16 protein-coding genes and 1 riboswitch are annotated in these 19,744 nt (G+C 63.1%); of the genes, 6 read left to right on the top strand and 10 right to left on the bottom strand.

Going from position 1 to position 19,744, the window contains the following annotated elements:
- The 4 genes from AB3X99_RS34415 to AB3X99_RS34400 all read right to left on the bottom strand — a co-directional run.
- A partial coding sequence (locus tag AB3X99_RS34415) for a pyridoxal-phosphate dependent enzyme (RefSeq protein WP_368619520.1) occupies positions 1-255 on the bottom strand: 255 nt, incomplete at its 3' end.
- 517 nt (positions 256-772) lie between these two features.
- On the bottom strand, positions 773-1,798 hold the full coding sequence (locus AB3X99_RS34410) for a ParB/RepB/Spo0J family partition protein (RefSeq protein ID WP_083245445.1): 1,026 nt from the start codon (positions 1,796-1,798) through the stop codon (positions 773-775).
- A complete protein-coding gene (gene parA, locus AB3X99_RS34405) occupies positions 1,788-2,480 on the bottom strand; it encodes a ParA family partition ATPase (RefSeq protein WP_069266877.1) in 693 nt (230 codons plus the stop codon). The genes AB3X99_RS34410 and parA overlap by 11 nt, the downstream gene beginning before the upstream one ends.
- Positions 2,481-3,448: 968 nt before the next feature.
- Positions 3,449-4,822, bottom strand: a complete 1,374-nt coding sequence (locus AB3X99_RS34400) for a replication initiation protein (protein WP_368619519.1) — start codon at positions 4,820-4,822, stop codon at positions 3,449-3,451.
- Between the two features lie 2,124 nt (positions 4,823-6,946).
- Here AB3X99_RS34400 and AB3X99_RS34395 point away from each other — a divergent pair.
- Positions 6,947-7,108 (top strand): helix-turn-helix domain-containing protein, encoded by a 162-nt coding sequence (locus AB3X99_RS34395; protein ID WP_368619518.1) that lies wholly within the window; start codon positions 6,947-6,949, stop codon positions 7,106-7,108.
- A 70-nt stretch (positions 7,109-7,178) separates the two neighbouring features.
- Here AB3X99_RS34395 and AB3X99_RS34390 read toward each other — a convergent pair whose 3' ends face one another.
- Genes AB3X99_RS34390 through AB3X99_RS34380 form a run of 3 tightly spaced genes read right to left on the bottom strand, consistent with a single transcriptional unit; the run spans position 7,179 to position 9,434 of the window.
- Entirely contained in the window at positions 7,179-7,322 is a 144-nt protein-coding gene (locus AB3X99_RS34390; protein WP_368619517.1) for a hypothetical protein, read from the bottom strand.
- 24 nt (positions 7,323-7,346) lie between these two features.
- Positions 7,347-8,786 carry an MFS transporter gene (locus AB3X99_RS34385; protein WP_368619516.1) on the bottom strand — a complete coding sequence of 480 codons (1,440 nt, stop codon included), beginning with the start codon at positions 8,784-8,786 and terminating at the stop codon, positions 7,347-7,349.
- Positions 8,787-8,831: 45 nt separating this feature from the next.
- Positions 8,832-9,434, bottom strand: coding sequence for a TetR/AcrR family transcriptional regulator (locus AB3X99_RS34380; RefSeq protein ID WP_069266873.1), 603 nt, complete (start codon positions 9,432-9,434; stop codon positions 8,832-8,834).
- A 162-nt stretch (positions 9,435-9,596) separates the two neighbouring features.
- Between AB3X99_RS34380 and AB3X99_RS34375 the strand changes: the two genes are divergently transcribed.
- Positions 9,597-10,688, top strand: coding sequence for an HPP family protein (locus AB3X99_RS34375; protein WP_368619515.1), 1,092 nt, complete (start codon positions 9,597-9,599; stop codon positions 10,686-10,688).
- An 18-nt stretch (positions 10,689-10,706) separates the two neighbouring features.
- On the opposite strand, the gene AB3X99_RS34370 is transcribed toward AB3X99_RS34375, so the two are convergent.
- Positions 10,707-11,705 carry a sodium:calcium antiporter gene (locus AB3X99_RS34370; RefSeq protein WP_368619514.1) on the bottom strand — a complete coding sequence of 333 codons (999 nt, stop codon included), beginning with the start codon at positions 11,703-11,705 and terminating at the stop codon, positions 10,707-10,709.
- A gap of 177 nt (positions 11,706-11,882) precedes the next feature.
- A riboswitch (yybP-ykoY riboswitch) is annotated at positions 11,883-11,986 on the bottom strand.
- Positions 11,987-12,696: 710 nt separating this feature from the next.
- On the opposite strand from AB3X99_RS34370, the gene ugpB reads away from it, so the two are divergent.
- Positions 12,697-14,043, top strand: a complete 1,347-nt coding sequence (gene ugpB, locus AB3X99_RS34365; RefSeq protein WP_368619513.1) for a sn-glycerol-3-phosphate ABC transporter substrate-binding protein UgpB — start codon at positions 12,697-12,699, stop codon at positions 14,041-14,043.
- 117 nt (positions 14,044-14,160) lie between these two features.
- Here the strand turns inward: ugpB and AB3X99_RS34360 are convergent, their stop codons facing one another.
- The gene (locus tag AB3X99_RS34360; RefSeq protein ID WP_368619512.1) at positions 14,161-16,008 is read right to left on the bottom strand and encodes an acyl-CoA dehydrogenase; all 1,848 of its coding nucleotides are present in this window, start codon (positions 16,006-16,008) and stop codon (positions 14,161-14,163) included.
- Between the two features lie 365 nt (positions 16,009-16,373).
- Between AB3X99_RS34360 and AB3X99_RS34355 the strand changes: the two genes are divergently transcribed.
- Both AB3X99_RS34355 and AB3X99_RS34350 read left to right on the top strand, forming a co-directional pair.
- Positions 16,374-16,751 (top strand): hypothetical protein, encoded by a 378-nt coding sequence (locus AB3X99_RS34355; RefSeq protein ID WP_368619511.1) that lies wholly within the window; start codon positions 16,374-16,376, stop codon positions 16,749-16,751.
- Between the two features lie 16 nt (positions 16,752-16,767).
- The gene (locus AB3X99_RS34350) at positions 16,768-18,879 is read left to right on the top strand and encodes a putative bifunctional diguanylate cyclase/phosphodiesterase (RefSeq protein WP_368619510.1); all 2,112 of its coding nucleotides are present in this window, start codon (positions 16,768-16,770) and stop codon (positions 18,877-18,879) included.
- Here the strand turns inward: AB3X99_RS34350 and AB3X99_RS34345 are convergent.
- Positions 18,876-19,178, bottom strand: a complete 303-nt coding sequence (locus tag AB3X99_RS34345) for a CoA transferase (RefSeq protein ID WP_368619526.1) — start codon at positions 19,176-19,178, stop codon at positions 18,876-18,878. The two genes, AB3X99_RS34350 and AB3X99_RS34345, sit on opposite strands and share 4 nt — an antisense overlap.
- On the opposite strand from AB3X99_RS34345, the gene AB3X99_RS34340 reads away from it, so the two are divergent.
- On the top strand, positions 19,103-19,738 hold the full coding sequence (locus tag AB3X99_RS34340; protein ID WP_368619509.1) for an SDR family oxidoreductase: 636 nt from the start codon (positions 19,103-19,105) through the stop codon (positions 19,736-19,738). The genes AB3X99_RS34345 and AB3X99_RS34340 overlap by 76 nt on opposite strands.
- Positions 19,739-19,744 lie beyond the last annotated feature (6 nt).

Raw genomic sequence — 19,744 nt, 5'->3', positions numbered from 1 at the left:
CATCTTGTTGTAGGCGCCGCGCAGCTTGAAGGAGAACACCGGCTGGTTGTCCTCGCGCTTGAGGAACACGGCGTTGCGCAGACGCGCCGAGAGGTTCGGAGCGCGCTCGAGTTCGGTTTCGCGGGCGGCGTCGTAGACACGCGCTGTGAGAATCTTGCGGAGATAGTCGTTTTCGTCGCGTCGAGACTCTGCGGAATCCGTGGCTTTGACGACTTCAGTGGCTTCGGCGGTGGGGCGGCTTTGATGCACCTGCATGACGGCTCCTGTCTTCACTTTCGTTTTGGCCAGGAGGCGGAAACAAAAAACCCGCCTCGTGGGGCGGGTTGTTGTTGTCACTGCTGCCAGACGTACGCTAACCCACCATTCGTTGAATGGTGCTAATAATCAGCGCAATCGTGAAAAGGCGGCAGTTCATCTCTGTAGGATGACCTGAGGGGCGAGCCTTGTCAATTGCTCACAATCTTGTTGATTGTAATGCACTACAAATTACGTCTTATTTGCTACGTTTTTTGCTTGCAGCGGGTATCTTCGTGGCGAGAGACGCAAAAACGTGATTTAGCCCGATCCAAGCTAACAAGTTTCGTGAAACATTCTAGAAAACCTTATCTAACCCTTTGATTTTAAATAAGTAAGCCTGATCCGGCATTTTTTCGCGCCTGTTTCACGGATTCGACCCCGGTGTTGACTGGCGCATAGCCCGCGTCGCCTCTACAACGAAAAAGGGCGCCTGACGACGCCCTCCCCTGCCACCGTTAGCCGCTATTCACGACGCTCAGGTCGCCCCGGTCGTATCCATTTCCGAAGCCCACTGCTCGATGACTGCCTTCACGCGCTCGGCAAGACGTTGCTGGTCGGAAGGCGCGATGCCCTTCAGGCTCAGCTCCGCGCGCCCGTCGCCGAACAGCTTCAGTTCGCCCAGCGCGACGCCGTCCGGTCGATTGAACTGGACGCGGGACTGGTAATGCGTACGACGCGGCCCGACGCTGCGCGCACCCGCTTCAGCCGAGGCCGCCGCCTCGAGCTTGCGCACGCTCGCCTTCCCTTCGACCACCTGCGCAAGCCAATGCTCGGCAACGGTTGCACCCGCCCGGTCGAAGATCAGCTTGATGTTGTAGGCGTGTCCGAGTCCGACGTCCTTGCGATGCTGCGCCATTCTCTGCAGCAGATAGGGCGGCAGCGACGTGAGTGCGATCACCTTGCTGATGTGCTTCGGATCTTCGCCTACCGCTACCCCCAACTCGATCTGGTCGACGTAGACGCGATCGTCGAGCAGCTTCTTCCACGCGAGCGCGTCGTCGAATACCGTCTGCTCCTCGCGCTCCTTGTTGGCGTGATAGGCGCGCAGGTACAGGTTCTGGTTGTCGAGGCCCTCGCGGACATCGGCGTCGATGAACTTGTCGCCGCGCGAACGCGCAGCACGAATACGGCGCTCGCCGTCGACGATCACATATTGACCGGGAAACGCCGCGAGTCTGGTGACCAGGATCGGCGTGATCTGCCCTTGCGTCGCAAAGCTTTCTGCCAGCTCGTCGATCGTCTCGGCGCTGTAGAACGCGCGCGGATTGTAGGGATTGGAGACGACATCTTCGACCGAAATCTTGCGGACCGCATGCAGCGAAAGCGGTGCCTCGACGACTTCGGCAGGCGGAGCGGCGGGCGTGTCCACGGCGTTGGGTACACCCGCGTCGCGCTGCGCGATATTGACGACATCGGCTTCCGCGAGACGCTCGCCAGCCGAAACACGCTCGGCGGCCATGCCTGCGCGGACCTTGCTGGTGAAATTCAGCTTAGCGGCCATTGACGACCTCCTCCTCTTCTTCTTCCTGAACCAGCGCAATGATCTCGTTGTAGACAGCGCTGATCTCGTCCTTCGCGACTTTCGCCCCGCGCACGCCGCGCACATCGAAGACGGTGCGGCCAAGCGCTGCCGCCTGACGGTAGAGCTCACGCTGCTTGATGGTTGCCGAAAATACGCGGACGTTGCTCTCAGCGAGGATGGCGCTCATCTGCGTATGCAGCAGCGTCTTCGAATTAGATTTATTCAACAAAATTGCGAATTTTCCGGCAGGATTGGCCACGCGGGTTCGCTCGACCAACTCCATCATCCCTTCGCTGCTCCAGATGTCGATCGGTGATGCGTCCGTCGGAATGACAGTTGCGTCGGCTACGGCAAGCACTCGCGCGGTAGTCAGGTCGTTGATATTAGGCGGACAGTCGACGATAACGACGTCGTAGTCGTTCGCCAGTGCGGCGATTTCCGGCCCAATCATCTTCTCCAGCTTGTGAATGCTGCCGACGCGGAACGGTAGAGGCGTTTCGGGACCGGCCGCTGCACACCAACTCATGCAAGATTGCTGACCGTCGGCATCGGCGACATAGACCTTATAGCCTTCCGCCTGAAATGCCCCAGCCAGATTCATGCTGGTAGTGGTTTTGCCAACCCCACCTTTTTGGTTCGCTACGGCTATCACGAGACCCATTCGTTTCTCCATGCAATTGTTCAACAGCGGGCGAGTCTCCCAGGTGCACTCTCCACGTGGAGACTCCAGCAAGTCATTCGACAGTCTACTGGCAACTTAAAGTAAATTCTAGAAATTCCGCCCCGGACGTTGTCAGTTCACAACCAATTGGCTGAACGGATAAGAATTGGGTGCAATGGAGAGGGCTGGTGGGCGGAGTGGATTGACGGGGTCGCGATGTTTCAACAGTGATGGGCGCTGATCTCCACGTGGAGATCGCAGGATACGCCCATCGAAGTTCGGAGCTCGTCTGCTCGCAGGTCGATCAGACACTGGGTCTTTGCACAGCCGTACATTACGTTTGTGACGCGGGAGGAAAGTTCGAGTTGCGCGAGAGTGCTCGATAGGTATCTTCGCGGCGGGAAACGAGGAGCACCGAGCAATTCTCCACGTGGAGAGTGATCGACTTGACCTCGATTAGCGCAGTACTGTGAGTGCGATGTCCAGACGCGATCCGGCCAGCAAGTGTTCTGAGCGATTCTCCACGTGGAGAGTCCTCAATCAGCATTCGGGAGAATGATGACGCGTGAGCAGGTACTACCCCGGATGAAAGGATGGGTCGTGACGGTAAGCGAGTTCCATCCATTGCGTGTATCTCGCCGCATCCACACATTCTTGATCGTTTAAAGCAGCGACTCTCCACGTGGAGATCAACGCGAACAACACGAAGCAACCAAGCGCCATCGGCATCCGCGTACGCCGAGACAGAGCACAAACATCAGTCCGAGGCACTCAAACAGTCGAAGCCTGACTAGTCACCAAAAAAAGCGGTCGATTTAACACTCAGAAGTTTCGAAATATATATTTATCTACGAATTCTACGTCGTTATATTTAGCTAAATTTCCTTGCGCACTATCCGCATGTACTCACAGCGAATCGCACAAAAAAAATGGCGGCCGAAGCCGCCGTCCCGTTAGATCCATCGCCTTCACTCGTCCCGAGCTTTCAGCGCGAGATCGATTTCCGCAGCCTGCAGGCCTTCGCCCCCGGCCGGCGCCTGTTGTCCGCTCAGCAGGAATTCAAGCAGATCCGCAGCAGTCGGTTGGCCCCAGGTGTCCAGAACCACCCAACGGAAGAAGTTCGTCGATGCCATCTTGCTCGGCACCTTCGCCGTCGACACCTTGAGCTTGTCCATACCGACCGTCTCGTTGTAGCGCTTGATCAGCGCAGTCTGGTCGTCGTATTCAAGTTCATTGAAGTAGGCGCGCGCCTCATTGATCTTCGCAGCGATATAGCGGTCCTTCACCTGATCCTGACTTTCGCGCGCGCGGCCAGCGTCGGTGGCGGGGGAGGCGGCATTCGCACCGGGCAACTCGTAGCCCTCGGTCAGCGCCTTGCGGAAATACGCCGCAACGTTGGCGAGCGGCGCCGAATTTTTCTGCGCCACCCGCGCCGCGGTATAGGCCACCGCCGTGCGAATCTTGTCCTCACCGTACTGCTTGAGCAGGCGCCGCGCCTCGGAAACCGGGATGCTGAACTTCGACATCTCGCCAATCAGCAGCGTTTCGTTTGCACGCAACTCCTGGGACGGATCGGTCTCCGGCTTGCGGGTCACGCGGAACTGCAGGGCGACGACCGAGCGTCCCACCTTGTGCTCGATGAGCTCGAAATTGTGATCCGAAATCTCATTGACTTCCTTGATGCAGGGCACCAGCACACGGCTCTTGAACTGCTTGTAGAGCTTGTACGATTGCGCCGAAGTATCCTGCCCAAGGATCAGGTCACGCAGCGTCGCGAGCGGAAAGCGCGCCGTCACACCCACGGCCTCGTAGCGAACGACGTTCTCCCACAGCGCAAGCGAATGCGCCTTTCTGAACTGACGCGTGATGCGCATATCGATCATCGCGTAGATTTCAGGATTGAGCAGTTCGCCGCGAATCTGTTCGGAGAAGGTGTAGCGCAATACCGATCGCTCGAGTTCGGCGCCGGCGAGCAAGCCGGACGCCTTCCAGATGCTGCGTTTGTCCTGCGTGAGGTAGTCCCAGTTGACGACCGTGCTGATGAGCGAGTTGATCGTTTCTTTGACGTACTCGGTGTTGTTACTGTTCAGATCGACGTCCTGGGAGAGGGCGGAGATCGTGATCTCGAACGAGGAGCGGCCGCGGTCGAGGGAATCCTGGCGAATGGCGTTCTTGATCAGCGAGCTGAACATCTTGCGCTGCTGCAGGCTGATCGATCCGGATTTCGGTGCGATATGAATCGCCGGAACGGCCTTGCGGAACAGATCGGGCGGCTGGCCTTGCTGGAATACGAGTGCACCTTGCTTGTCGGCGTCGCCGGCTTCGGCCTTTTTTCTTGCCATATGACCCACGATGAAAGGGAACCTGGTCGGTTGGTAACTGTATACCAAGCGATCAGGTGACTCAAGGCCACAGACGCAATCGTGACGCGGCACGACACCCAAGGGCTAAGAGCATTGACAGCCGGCGATTCTCTGCCTCGAGGGCCACTGGGAACCCGTCCTGGGCACTCTGAACAGGCCCCGCGCACGGCCCCATAAATGGTGACCTTTGCGTCGCCGCGTCCTGAAAACTATCCCATAGGCAGTGACCTTTATGCAAAATGTGAGTACTCACTCCGAGAATTCAGCCTCAACAGGTAGCTGTCCATGGGATTTTTCACATTGCTATCCAGGTTGTCGCCCGGAGCAGCTCGGCCAAGCGTCGTCATGCCCAGTACGCCCATAAATGGTGACCTGAACCGGCTCCCACAAATGGCTACCCTTGCGGGGCCAAATACGGCGCTCGAGGTCAGCGGATCAGCACTTGCCCCCCATAACTGGTGACCCACGCCTGATCCCATAGGCTGTTACCTGGCTCCAGCCAGCTTCTCCGAGTCCACGGATTCATGCGGGTAGCCAATCCGGCGCACGATAACGCCGGAATTCCTCTCCCGACAAGCCACCATATCTGGTTACCCATACCGATTCCCAAAGACGGTTACCTGAACTCAAGCGACGGGTCCTCTTGAACACCCTCAAGAAAAGCCCCGCATCCCATAAGCAGCGACCTTCACTGACTCCCATAAACAGTGACCTGAAGGCAAAACCGCTCCTTTTCCCATAGCGGGCGACCTTCCCCCCATATCCACAACCCGTAAACCCCATGCCCGGGTACCGAAGTCCCATATCCACAACCCCGAACTCCCATACCCGGGACCACAAATCCCATAACGCGCCACCAAATCGGCCGCAAAGCCTTGCCTGGTAAGGGTTCGAGCCGTCTAAAGGTTTACTAAAGTTGTTAAAGCGTAAAAGGTAAACACTGAAACACGCGTTCGATGAGAAAGACGTCTCCCAAAACCGGGGACCTAATCGCATGTAAGTGGTCACCAACCTCCGTAACCCCATTCCGGGTTACCTAGCCCGTCTACCAACGCTTTGCGGGCACCCTGGAGCATTAGCTAACTCCCCTTTTCTTGAGAATAAACTTTTAGAGATCGAATCAAATCATTGATTTACCGAGGAAAACACCCGGATGGTCTACGTCTATGGTGCTGTTCTTCGTCCAAAGGTAACTGCCTATGGGACCGGCTGAATGACTACGACACCAGTTGGATCGGAACCGTAAAGCGTTCTGCCAGCCTTGGACACCCGCTGAACCAGGTCAGGGGAACCAGCGATCCTGAGATGCGCACTTGTGGACGAACCCTTCCTCCCATTTCCGGTTACCCACCTCAGGTCACCAAACATGGGAGTCACCGAAGGTCCACTTGGGCCGCGACCCAAAGCAATCAAGGAAAGTCAGGCGCCAACCGGACAAGGTGCACTGCACAAGATTTATCGGTAACCTACGGCCCACCGAGCGCCTGCCGGATCTCAGTGTGAATACGCGGGAAAGGTAACCGCGGCCGCGGTGTGCCGCCGCAGGCAATCGCTGCGGTACCGGTCGGCGAGACGCTGCTGGGCGGCTTCGATATCGGCGGGTGTCATCGTCCGAGTTCGGGTCGTCACCCACCGCCTCGAGTTCCGTGATTTCCGGTATCAGACCGGCATGCGTGACCTCGTGGGCCTGTTTGACGAACGGGTAGCTGTGACATGCCTGCTGAGTCTGATGCGGTGCGGCGGCCGCATCCGCGATCGTGGGTTCGCCAGTGAGTCGTCGAGCCGACCATTCATGGCCCATGGTTGGGTAGCCGCGTCAGTCAGCGAGAAAGCGCCGTGCGCGCGATGCACGACCGCGCAACTGCAGGCGTTGCGCGGCCCTGTGTGCGAGGCGCGCGATGAACCTGCCTGGCTGGCGCTCGGGCTTGGCCTGTTCGCACCGGACGGGCGCTGGCTCGCCGGCGATATCCGCGCGATGTCCACCGGTCTTGCGCTGGGACCTCGAAGGTGCTGCGCGCGGGCGCCGACGCGTGCTTTCGCTACACTTCTCGTTCATGGAAATGCACGATCGTATGCACACGCTATCGCGCGCCGCGCGGCCAGATGATTCGCTACACGTGGCCCGAGAAAGAGGACATCGACGCTTCAACCGTCAACCTCGTCGTCTCGCGGCAGCGGCGCAAGCTCGCGCGCGAAGGCATCGAAGTGCGCATCGATACCATCAGCCGCTACGGCTATCAACTGACCTCGCCGACGTTCGACTGATGCGCGCGCTCAGGTAACCGTTTGTGGGAACCGGTTACCTATCCGGACGCGGACGCATGGGTTTGTTAACTCAAAAAGCAAACGGTTCTACGATCAGCCCGTCTACATCGGGCACATCGAGCAGGGCGACTCGACCGCTTACCTTCACGCACACCGCGTGCTGGCCGTATTCGTTGACGAGTTCGATCGGCCCGACGCATGGCCATCGTTTCATGCAGCGCGTCGGGCGCACTTATTCTTATACGTGCTGATTGCGCAATTGCGGCACGTGATTATTGCGCCCGCTGGCGAGCAACGCTGCAACGAAAAGCAGAATGCCGATAATCGCAACGGTTGTTGCGAACGCGCGAGCCACCTGCGCGCTGCTCGCATCCGGCCCGGCAAGTGCGAAAAACAGGCCACCGAGCAGCGCCACGGCGAGCGCGGCACTGACCTGCAAAACCGAGCTGACGAGCCCGGCGGCAAGACCGGACCAGCGTCGATCGACACATTCGACATTGCGCCTGACGAGCGCGGGCAGCGCCACGCCCTGGCCGAAGCCGATCAGAAAGAGCGATGCGTTGAGTGCGTGGAGTTGAGCATCGTGAACAAGCATGGCAGTCCAAATTAATCCGCACCCCTCGATTGCCATACCGGCCGCCGCCGCACGATGCCCGAACTGGCGCACGATAAGTGGATTGAGCAGCGGCCCGACCAGAAAGCCGACGCCCAAGGGCAGAATGCGCAATCCGACTTCGAGTGGCGCGAGCCCGAGCGCACGCTGGACGTAAATTGCGAACATCATGAAGAACGGTGCGAGCGAATAGAAGAAGAGCGTGGCAACGAGCCCGCGCACGAGGCCGGGCGCGGCGAAGATGACGGGCGGCACGAGCGCGTCGCGCCCGGCGTTCGCGACGCGCGCCTCGTAGCGCCAGAAGATCGCGAACAGTGGCGCGGCGCCAATGAGCAACGCCCACGTCCAGACCGGCCAGCCGCGCTCGCGGCCTTCGATCAGCGGCACGACGAGCGCAGCCAGCGCGATGCCGAGCAGGACCATGCCGCCGGGATCGAGCTTCGCGGGGTGGTCCGAGCGGCTTTCACGCACGAGCCAGTACGCCGCTGGCGCGGCCGCCATCACGACGGGCAGGTTGATGAGGAAGATGCTGCGCCAGCCGAGTCCGAATACGTTGGCCGAGACGAGCACGCCGCCGAGGGCCTGGCCGGCGACCGCGGCGATCCCGTAAGCCGCGCCAAAGAGGCTGAGTGCAAGCCCCTTCTGATGCGCCGGAAAGAGCGCATGGATCGACGCAAGCGCCTGGGGTGCCATGACGGCTGCGGCGCCGCCCTGAAGGATACGTCCCGTCACCAGCGCTGCGGGCGAACTGGCGAACCCGCACACGGCCGAAGCCGCCGCAAACGCGAGGATGCCCACGAGAAAGATGCGCCGCCGTCCGTACAGGTCGCCGAGCCGGCCGCCCGTAATGAGAAAGATCGCGTAGGTCGCCGCATAGGCCGAAATCACCAGCTGCGCGATAGCGGGGCTGGCATGCAGGTCGGCCTGCATCGACGGCAGCGCGACGTTGACGATAAAGAAGTCGAGCGGCGGCAACAGCGTGCCCATCAGCAGCACGGTCAACGCCCACCAGGTGCGTGCGCCCGCTCGCGTGGACGGCATTTCGACAGTCGAAAGATTCGTCATGCAGCCTCCATATGGAACTAATCGGTTCCTAATTAGCCAAAAAAACTAGCGGATGGCGCTCAGCGCGATTTCAGCAATTGCATCGATCGCGTGCCCGCCGGCGTCAGTCTTGCCCAGCACGCGCATACCTTCGATCGTGCAGAGCAGGAAGCGCGCGAGATCGTCGGCATTCTGGTCGGCGGCCAGTTCGCCCGCTGCCTGGCCTCGCCGGATCGCGCCGGCGAGCAGCGCCTGCATGCGCGCGAACATGTCCGTGACGCGGGCTTTCACTTCGGCATCGAAGGGCAGGCATTCGGTGGCGGCGGCTGTCACCGGGCAGCCCGCAAGCCCTTCGAGGCCGACGGAAAGGCGCACGTAGTGACGCAGCGCCTCGCGCAGCGCGGTGCGCGCCGACGCGTGCCGCAGATTGCGCGTAAGCCGCGCGATACCGCGCTCGGTATAGAAGTCGAGCGCCGCGAGAAAGAGCTGGTGCTTGTCGCCGAACGCCTTGTAGAGGCTGCCGCGCGAGAGCTGCGTACCCTCGATCAGGTCGGGCAGCGACGTTGCCGCATAGCCGCGCGCGCGGAACACCTCTAGCGCGTTCTGCACGGCTTCCTGCTCGTCGAATTCGCGTGGACGGCCAGGGCCAGAACGGGTATCGGATTTCATGTCGACATTCTAGACCAATCGATTCCGAATTGCCGAGAAAAATGTGCGTGGCGAATCCAAACATGCATACAGGATAAATTATATGTACGCACAGAAATATCAATTGTTGATATTCGGCGCGCGTCGGTAATCTGGCCGACATACCGTCCAGCTAGCCCCGCTATGACCCGCACCGCGCTCATCGAATGGTTCACGAGTTTCGTGCCCAACCCGGCTGCGCCGCAATGGCGCGAGCGGGGGCGACGCTGTGGCGGAGCGTTGATCGGCATCGCGTTCACGGGACTCGCAACCCACGTGATGTTCGGCGCGGCGGGCGACATCCCGCTGCTCGTGGCGCCCATGGGCGCTTCCGCGGTGCTGCTCTTCGGCGCGTCGGACAGCCCGCTTGCGCAGCCGTGGTCGATTCTTGGCGGCAACTTCGTCTCTGCGCTGGTGGGCGTGGCGTGCGCGCAATGGATCGCATCGCCGGTCGCGGCGGCTTCCGTGGCGGTGGCGCTCGCGATCTGCGCGATGTTCCTGTGCCGCTGCGTGCATCCGCCTTCAGGCGCGGTCGCGCTGACCGCCGTGCTCGGCGGCCCCGCGGTTCACGCGCTCGGCTTTCACTTCGTGATCGCGCCTATTGCGTTCCAGTCCTTCGCGTTGCTCAGTGCGGCGCTGGCCTTCCACGCGCTGACCGGGCACCGCTATCCGCGCGCTGCGTTTCGTCCCACGCCGGAAGCCGCTGCCGCGCCGCTTGCCGTGCTGTCGCAACAGCGACTCGCGCCGCTGGATTTTCCGCAAAAGTCGTTCGAACAACTAACTTGCGAGGAGATCATGTCGATCGGCTGTCCCGCCGTGCCCGCAACAATGGGCGCGCGTGCGGCGCACGAGATGTTCCGCCGCCACGGTGCTTCGACGCTCCCCGTGGTCGATGCGATGGATCGCGTGGTCGGCGTCGTCACGCATCACGCGCTCGGCGACCTTGCGCCGGCGGCTGGCCTCAAGCGATTCAGGAACACGCTGCGTCGCGCGGCGCAGCGCGAATCGGCGCGCGTGGAAGAAACGGTCGAAGCCGTGATGGCAGCCGGCGTGCACGCCGTCCATCGGGCCACGCCGCTCGCGCATCTGGTGCCGATTTTTATCGAGCATGCCTACCACGACATTCCAGTGATGGACGATGCGCGTCGGCTGGTTGGCGTGGTCAGGCATTCGGACATGATCCGCTGGCTCCATCACCACGCGGGCGTTGCCCAGGCCGCCGCCGAGGCAGCCTGAGCTTGGCGTCTGACCGCGTCACACCACGAACAGCAACACCGCGAACACTGCATAGAGCCAGCCGACATGTGTGAGCTGACGGCTACGTACCTTCGGCGCGCGAAACGCCCATTGCAGGATCAGGATGGCGATCATGGTCGTCACGGCAGCGAGAATCGAAGGCGTGCCGAGATGCCACGGCGTGAAGAAGAGGCCGAACGCCGTGGGAATGGTGGCCTGAATCATCATCGCGCCGCTGATGTTCGCCAGCGCCAGCCGCTCCTTGCCCTGGCGCACCCAGATGATCGCGTTCATGATCTCGGGCAACTCGGTGGCGATCGGGCTGAACAACACGGCGGTCAACTGCGGGCTTAGACCGAGCCACGGTCCCACCGCACCGATCTGCTGCACGAACAGATGCGAGGCCGCGAAGATGACGGCGAGCGCGCCCAGCGTCTGCAGCAGAATCCACACCATGGCCGGATTGTCGTCGTGCGGGCGCAGCTTCAGCGGCTCGAGATCGCCTTCCACCTCGCCGCTATCTTCAGCGGAAAGCTCCTTCCCACAGTAGAACGCGTAGGCCGCGAGAAACGCGATCCCCAGTACCGGCTTGAAGCTGAACACCACGAGCCCGAGCGCGATCTTCGCGACGAAGATTGCGAGGAACCAGAGCTGGTCGCGGCGCAGACGGCGTGTATTCACGTCGACGGTGGCCGCGCGCTCGCGGCCCACGCGCTTTGCTGTCGCTAGCAACGCGAAGCCCACGACGGCATAGGCGATCGTGCTGAGCGCGAGCGGGCCGCCAATCGCGGCGCCTACGCCGATTTCCTTGTGCGCGGGATCGCCGCCGAAAGCGACGGCAACGAGCGTGACCACGCTCTCGGGCAGCGCCGTGCCGAATGCGGCGAGGATCGTGCCGGTTGCGGTTTGCGTGACCTTGAGCTTGTGGCCGAGCCACTCGACGCTATTGACGAACGTCTCGCAGGACAGGTAGATGATGCCGGCCGCGGCAATGAGCAAGGCGAACGTCAAGATCATGACGAACGCTCCGTGGCGCAAATGAGGAGGTGAAGCGGGGCGAGACGAGTCATTATTTTTGCCGTGATGTGCGAGCCGGGCACCGAAACCATGACGCTTCCCTTCGCCCGGCCCGGGTGAAAGGGAAAACGTCATAGGTCTCGTCAGGCCGCGCTATTGCAGCGATGCGCTGCAATGATCCGCAATACGGCTGCCGGCGCCATGGTGCAGGGGCACCAATTATGTTGACGGCGGCGCAACGCCGAAGCAGGCGTTGCAGACTACTCCCCTAAGACAGGGGGCGATTATAGCCGAAGTTCATGGCGGCGAGCGATTTCCGGCGCGCCCGCCGCGGTGCCTCGCGCGAAGCGAACCCGAACTTGTGACGCAGCGCGGCCATCACCATCGCCTGCTTGTCGTTGCTCGCATCGTTGCCGAAGTCGCCGAACGAGGCGACTGCGTTGACGAGCTCGCCCGTGTCCGCGTCGATCGTCTTGCCCGACGCCTTCTGGTGGCCCGCGAGCGCTCGAAAGCTGGGTCGCGTTGCTCGACGTGAGCGGTCTCGATTGGCGTGCGCTGCGCGAGCCGCTCGACCCGCGCAGCGGCAAGCCCGCTTCTGTGCTGCTCATGGCGCAGCGGCGCGGCTGACACCGCCCCGCGCGCCGCTGAGGAGGTAAGGTGCCGACGAGGGCGCGCCCGGGCTGCGCCCGCACTATCACCCGAACTGCTACGGCGCGTACTTTCGCGGCCCCGAAGGCAACAAGTTCTGCGTCTGTTGCCACGATCCCTCGGACCATTGACACCGCGCGGCAAGCCATCACACGGGCGTCCCATTCGCTGTGCTACCCTTGCCCTGCCTTGGGCCGAGGGTGCCGTGCACGCGTGCAAGCGGCCGCCGGCGGACGGTCCGATGTATCAAAGTCGAAAATCGAAGTCCTGAACCAAAGTCCCGCGCCGCGCCTCCTCGCGTGCATGCGCCGGGACAACGACCAATAACAGGAAGAAGACCCAGATGAAAAAGCACGAGATACAACGCGCAGGTTCGCGCGGCCGCTTGCGCGCGCTGATCGCCGCCGTGGTGCTGGCGGGCGGCGCTCAAGCCGCGCATGCCGCCACGGAAATCCAGTTCTGGCATGCCATGGAGTCCCAGCTCGGCGAACGCGTGAACGCGATCGCCGAACAATTCAACGCGTCGCAAAGCGAATACAAGATCGTGCCCGTCTTCAAGGGCACCTACGACCAGACGCTCGCTGCCGGCATCGCGGCTTATCGCAGCGGCGACGCGCCCGCCATCCTCCAGGTGTACGAAGTCGGCACCGCCACGATGATGAACGCAAAGAAGGCCGTGCTGCCCGTGTACGACGTGATGAAGACCGCCGGCGTGCCGCTCGACGAGAAGGCCTTCGTGCCGACCATCGCGAGCTATTACAGCGATGCCAGGACGGGCCATCTGGTGTCGATGCCGTTCAACAGTTCGACGCCGGTGCTCTACTACAATCGCGACGCTTTCAGGAAGGCTGGCCTGCCCGACGCGCCGCCGAAAACCTGGCCCGAAGTCGCCGAAGCCGCCGCGAAGCTGAAGGCCTCGGGCATGAGCTGCGGCTTTACCACGGGCTGGCAGGGCTGGATCCAAGTAGAGAACTACAGCGCGTGGCAAGGCGCGCCGATCGCGACGCGCAACAACGGCTTCGACGGCCTCGACGCGCAACTCGAAATCAACAAGCCGATGCAGGTCGCGCATATCGCCTTCCTGCAGAACATGGCGAAGCAGGGCACCTTCACCTATGTGGGCCGCAAGGATGAAGCCACCGCGAAGTTCTATAGCGGCGACTGCGGCATCATGATGGGCTCGTCGGGTGCGCTGGCGAACGTGCAGCAGTATGCAAAATTCAAGTTCGGCACCGGCATGATGCCGTACGACCCGAGCGTGAAGGGCGCGCCGCAGAACGCTATCATCGGCGGGGCAAGCCTGTGGGTGCTGGGCGGCAAGAACCCCGAGGTCTACAAGGGCGTGGCGAAGTTCCTCGCGTACCTGAGCTCGCCGGCCGTGGCCGCGAAGTGGCATCAGGACACGGGTTATCTGCCGGTGACGAAGGCCGCGTACGAACTCACGCAGCAACAAGGCTTTTACGCGTCGCATCCCGGCGCCGACACGGCCACGAAGCAGATGCTCAACAAGCCGCCGCTGCCGTGGACCAAGGGCCTGCGCCTTGGCAACATGCCGCAGATCCGCACGATCGTGGACGAGGAACTCGAACAGGTGTGGACGGGCGCGAAGACGCCACAGCAGGCGCTCGATTCGGCCAACTCGCGCGGCAACGATCTGCTCAGGCGTTTCGAGCAGCAGGCCGCGAACTGACGGCCCGACGCACGTGAAGTGAACCGATGCCTCGCGTGAGGCATCGGGCAGCGCCCCAAAAGGCCGACGCCAGTCTGGTCTTTTGGGGCGCCTGGCTTTCGCTCCGTGATCGCGGCTTTAGAACCACGCGTCCTGCATGTCGAGCGTGGTGCGGTCGAGCGAGGCGAGCAGATCGAACTGCGCGCCGGTTTTCGGCAACTCCCATGCGAAGAAGTAAGCGGCCGCCGCGAGCTTGCCGCGATAGAAGTCCGCCTCCTCGCCGCCGGTTTTGGCGAGCGCCGCGCCGGCCACGAGCGCCTGTTCGAGCCACACCCAGGCGAGGACCACGTGGCCGAACGCTTCCAGGTACACCGAAGCATTGGCGAGCGTCACCGCCGGGTCGCCGGCTGCCCACAACTGCCGCGTGACTTGCGTGAGCCGCTCGAGTGCGGCTGCGAGCGTGCTTGCGTGGGCGGCCTCGTCTGCCGTGCCCGAAGCGTGTGCGCGTTCGAGCGTAGCCTGCACGCGCGCCACGAAGACCTTGAGCGCCGCACCGTCCTTGATGACGACCTTGCGGCCGAGCAGGTCGAGCCCCTGAATGCCATGCGTGCCTTCGTGGATCGGATTGAGACGGTTGTCGCGATACAACTGTTCGACGTTGTACTCGCGCGTGTAGCCATAGCCGCCGTGCACCTGGATGGCGAGGTCGTTGGCCGCGAGACACCATTGCGAAGGCCAGCTCTTCGCGATGGGGGTGAGCAGGTCCAGCAGCAGCGAGAGCGGCTCGCGCGCCGCGCCGCTGGCGGCACCCGCTTCGTCCACGAGTTTGGCGCACCAGAGGTTGAGTGCGAGCGCGCCTTCCACGTAGCTCTTTTGCGCGAGCAGCATGCGGCGCACGTCGGCGTGCTCCACGAGCCTCACCTGCGGCGAAGCCGGATCTTTGCCCGCCGCGCCCACGGGACGCCCTTGCGGACGGTTGCGCGCGTAATCGAGCGCATGCAGATAGCCGGTATAGCCGAGCATCGTCGCGCCGAGCCCCACGCCAATGCGCGCCTCGTTCATCATGTGGAACATGTACGCGAGCCCGTGATGCGGCTCGCCCACGAGGTAGCCGATCGCGCCCGCGCGGCCGCCCGGCGTGTGCTGCGTGCCTTCGCCGAAATTCAGCAGGCAGTTCGTCGTGCCGCGATAGCCCATCTTGTGATTGAGGCCTGCGAGCACGACGTCGTTGCGCTCGCCGCGCGAGCCGTCCTCGTTCACGAGGTACTTGGGCACGACGAACAGCGAGATGCCTTTGACACCCGCAATGAGCTTGCCATCGGGACCGGGAATCTTGGCGAGCACGAGGTGCACGATGTTCTCGGCAAGCTCGTGCTCGCCACCCGAGATCCACATCTTGTTGCCGCGCAGACGGTATTGCGCGCCGAGCGGGGAGTCGCATTCGAAGTCGGCGCGCGTGGCGACATCCGAAAGCGACGAACCCGCTTGCGGCTCGGAAAGGCACATCGTGCCGAAATAGCGGCCTTCCAGTTCGGGGCGCACGAAGGTGTCGATCTGCTTTGCACTGCCATGCGCGAGCAGCAGGTTCGCGTTGCCGATGGTGAGGAACGGATAGGCGCTCGTGCCGACGTTCGCCCCCTTGAACCACGCGAAGCCTGCCTTCTCGACGACGAGCGGCAACTGCATGCCGCCGTATTCGTAGTCCTGACCTGCGGCCATCAGGCCTGCGTCGCTGAACGCCTTCAACGCCGTCTTAACCTCGGGGATGATCGTGACCGCTTCGCCGTCGAAGTGCGGTTCGTACTGATCGTTCTTCTTGTTGTGCGGCGCGAAGAGGTCAGTGGCGATCTTCTCGCAGGTGTCGAGCGCGGCGTCGAAGGTCTCGCGCGTGTGATCGGCGTAGCGCGGAATACGCGTGAGGCTTTCGACATCGAGCCATTCGTAGAGCAGGAAGTTCAGATCGCGGCGGGAAAGGATCAGCGACATGGCGGAACGGTCTCGCATCTTGAGAGGAGAAGGCTGCTAGCGTACCTAAAATAGAACGGTCGTGCTATTGGTAGTTTCTCCAGCGATAAACGGGGCTCGTTCGGCAAGCGGCAAATAAACGGGACCAAAACATTGCAAACGTTTGCAAATACCTGTCCCATAAAGGGTTTCCTGAAGTTTATTGATTTGCTGCCGTAAACTCGTGCGCGGTCCCGATTTTCCCTGTCGAGCCCGCCAACGAGTCGCGCCGATGCCTTTACGGCGGCTCTTTTTGCAGCCGAATTCAACCAGGCGCATCAAGGTCCATCAGCTGCCGCCGCATTAACGCCTACCTGCAACTTTTCTTCCTCATTCAAGTGCCGTTCATGCTGGCAGATTCGCCGGGTCGCGCGCAGTCGCTTCGACTGTCCGGCTCGCCACCGCGCGTGGCCATTCGCGCGCTCGACGACGTCGCGCGCGCCGCCGACGCGATCATGTATTCGTGCCTCGCGGTGGACGGCGTTCCGGCCAGCGCGCCCACGGCGGTCGCGCTCAAGGGGGCGATCGCCCAGGTGGCGCGCGCCATGCAGGAGGTCAGCACGAGCACGGCGCACGTGGAGCAGGCCGCGCTCGAAATCGCGGAAGGCAACGCGAACCTGAGTGCGCGCACCGAACCACCGAACACCAGGCGGGCAGCCTGGAAGCCGCGCGTGCGGGCGAACAGGGACGCAGCTTCGGCCGACGTCCGGGTGAACGAGTGGTGAACAAGGAGATCTTCCCATGATGAGCGTGGCGGGCTGCATCGTCTACAAACACAACCTGTGGCTCGTCGTCGTCGCGCTGCTGATCTGCGCCGCGGGCTCGTGGGTCACGGCGCGGCTCGTCCTGCGCGCGTTCGCCACGCGATCGCTGCAGCGCATGGGCTGGTCGTTCATCGCGGCCGTCGTGGCCGCCGCCGATATCTGGTGCACGCACTTCGTCGCCATGCTCGGCTTCGAACCGGGCGTGCCGATCGCCTTCGACCCCGTGCTGACCATCACGTCGCTGCTCATCGCGCTCGTGGGTAGTTTCGCGGGGTTCCTGCTCGCCACGAGCCACGCCGCGAACCGTCTCACGCGTGCTGCGCCCGCGCTGGGCGGTGCGATCGTCGGGCTGGCGGTCGCGCTCATGCATTACGCGGGCATGCTCGCGTATCGCGTGGAAGGCATCGTGATCTGGAATCGCGTCGGGATCGCCTTGTCGATCGTGTTTGCAGTCGCAATCAGCGCGCTCGCGCTGCATCTCGCGGGCGTGGCCGCTCGGCGCCCGCAGGAGAACGCGGCCAGCGCGCGGGCGAGCGCCGACGCGTCCGCGCGCCTCGTGGCGGGCGTGCTCGCGCTCGCCATCGCCGCGCTGCACTTCACCGGCATGTCCGCGTTCCAGGTGGTGCCGATGCCGCTCGACGGACACTTTTCGAATCCCGCCGCGTTGCACGCGCTCGCGCTCGCCGTGGCGTGCATGGCGCTCGTGATCGCGGGTGCAGGCTGCGTGAGCTTTCTGCTCGACGACAGCGTGCGCGCCGAATCCGTCGAGCATCTGCGCACGATGGCGATGAGCGACATGCTCACCGGCCTGCCCAATCGCGCGAGCTTCAACGCACGCATCGACGCCGAACTGGCGCGCACGCAGGACACCCGCAAGCTGGCGCTCATCGGCATCGACCTGAACCGCTTCAAGGAAATCAACGACCTGCACGGCCATCACGCTGGCGACGAAGTGCTGCGCATTCTCGCGCGGCGTCTTTCGAGCCTGATGCGCGAAGGCGAGTTCGTGGCGCGCGTGGGCGGCGACGAGTTCGTGGCGCTCACGCGCTTCTCCTCGCGCGATGATCTCGGCGATCTGCTCTCGCGCCTCGAAACCGCGCTGTACCGGCCGGTGCGCTACGACGACGCCGAAGTGCTCTCGGGCGCGAGCCTTGGCGTCGCCATCTATCCCGACGACGCCACCACCAAGACCGTGCTCATCAACAACGCCGACCTCGCCATGTACCGCGCGAAGGCGGATCTGGCGCAGTCGGTGTGCTTCTATGAGCCGGCGATGGACGAGATCGCGCGGGCGCGCCGCTCGCTCACGCACGACTTGCGCGAGGCGCTCGCGCGCGGGCAGCTGAGCGTGCACTACCAGGTGCAGACCTCGATCGCGAGCGGCGAAATTTGCGGCTATGAAGCGCTGCTGCGCTGGGAGCATCCGCGGCTCGGCTTCATCTCGCCCGCCGAATTCATTCCGCTCGCCGAAGAGAACGGCCTCATTCTCGGCATTGGCGCCTGGGTGCTGCGTGAGGCCTGCACGCGCGCCGTTTCGTGGTCGCCGCCGTACAAGGTGGCGGTGAATCTTTCGCCCGTGCAGTTCTCGCACGCGGACCTGCCGAAGCTCGTCGAGACCGTGCTGGTCGAGACCGGCCTCGCGCCCGAGCGGCTCGAACTGGAACTGACCGAGACGACCATTTTCGCGGACCGCGAGCGCTCGCTCGACGTGCTGCAGCGAATCAAGGCGATCGGCGTGAGCATCGCGCTGGACGACTTCGGCACCGGCTACTCGTCGCTCGACACGCTGCGCTCGTTCCCGTTCGACAAGATCAAGCTCGACCAGTCTTTCATCAGCGAGGCCGAGTCGAGCCGCCAGGCCACCGCGATCATTCGCGCGGTGCTCGCGCTCGGCAAGAGCCTCGGCATTCCGGTGCTGGCCGAAGGCATCGAAACCGAGGCGCAGCTCACGCTGCTCGCCGACGAAGGCTGCGACGAAGTGCAGGGCTATCTGCTCGGCCGCCCGGCGCCGCTGAGCCATATCGTGGCGAGCGGGCAACTGTCGCTGCTCGCCGACGACGAAGCAGCGCTGGGCGCGGTGCGCGGTTAAGCGCTCTCGCCGCCGTAGCCCACGAAGCGCGGCGCGCATTGCGGCTGCCATGCGCCGCCGCTCTGCGCGAACGCGCCGCGCGCCACGTTGTGCGCATCGAGCGGCGCTTCCGCAAGACCCAGCACGGGCGTGACGCATGCGTCGCTGCCTTCGAACACGGCGGTCCATTCATCGCGCGTGCGCGTGGCGACCGCCTGGGCGATCCGTTCCTGTACACGCGGCCGTGGCCGATGAACTCGGCGCGCACGCGAGCTTCGTGCCCGCCGACGTGACGAGCGCCGACGACATGAACGCCGTATTCGAGGCGGCTACGAAGCGCGGCACGCTGCGCTCGCTCGTGCATTGCGCGGGTCGTGGCGGCGCGGTGCGCCTGATCGAGAAGGACGGCTCGCCGGGCTCGCTCGAAGCCTATGAGAACGTGGTGCGCGTGAATCTCTTCGGCACTTTCAATGCGCTGCGCCTCGCGGCGGCGGCGATGGCGCGCAACGAGCCCGATGCCGGAGGCGAGCGCGGCGCTTGCGTGCTCACGTCTTCGGTGGCGGCGTACGAAGGGCAGATCGGGCAGGTGCCGTATGCGTCGTCGAAGGCGGGCGTGGTGGGCATGACGCTCGTGGCCGCGCGCGACCTGGCAAGCAAGGGCATCCGTGTGTGCACGATCGCACCTGGTCTCTTCGACACGCCGCTGCTCGCGCGCCTGCCCGAAGAAATTCGCGAATCGCTCGGTCGCATGGTGCCGTTCCCGCCGCGACTCGGTGAAGCCGACGAATTCGCCGCGCTCGCGCTGCACATTCTCGAGAATCCGATGCTCAAGGGCGAGACCATCCGCCTTGACGGCGCGATTCGCATGCAGCCGCGCTGAGCGAGG

The organism is Paraburkholderia sp. BR10882, assembly GCF_040948855.1.
GTDB classification, from domain to species: Bacteria; Pseudomonadota; Gammaproteobacteria; order Burkholderiales; family Burkholderiaceae; genus Paraburkholderia; species Paraburkholderia nodosa_A.
This window is presented reverse-complemented; position numbering and strand designations above follow the sequence as displayed.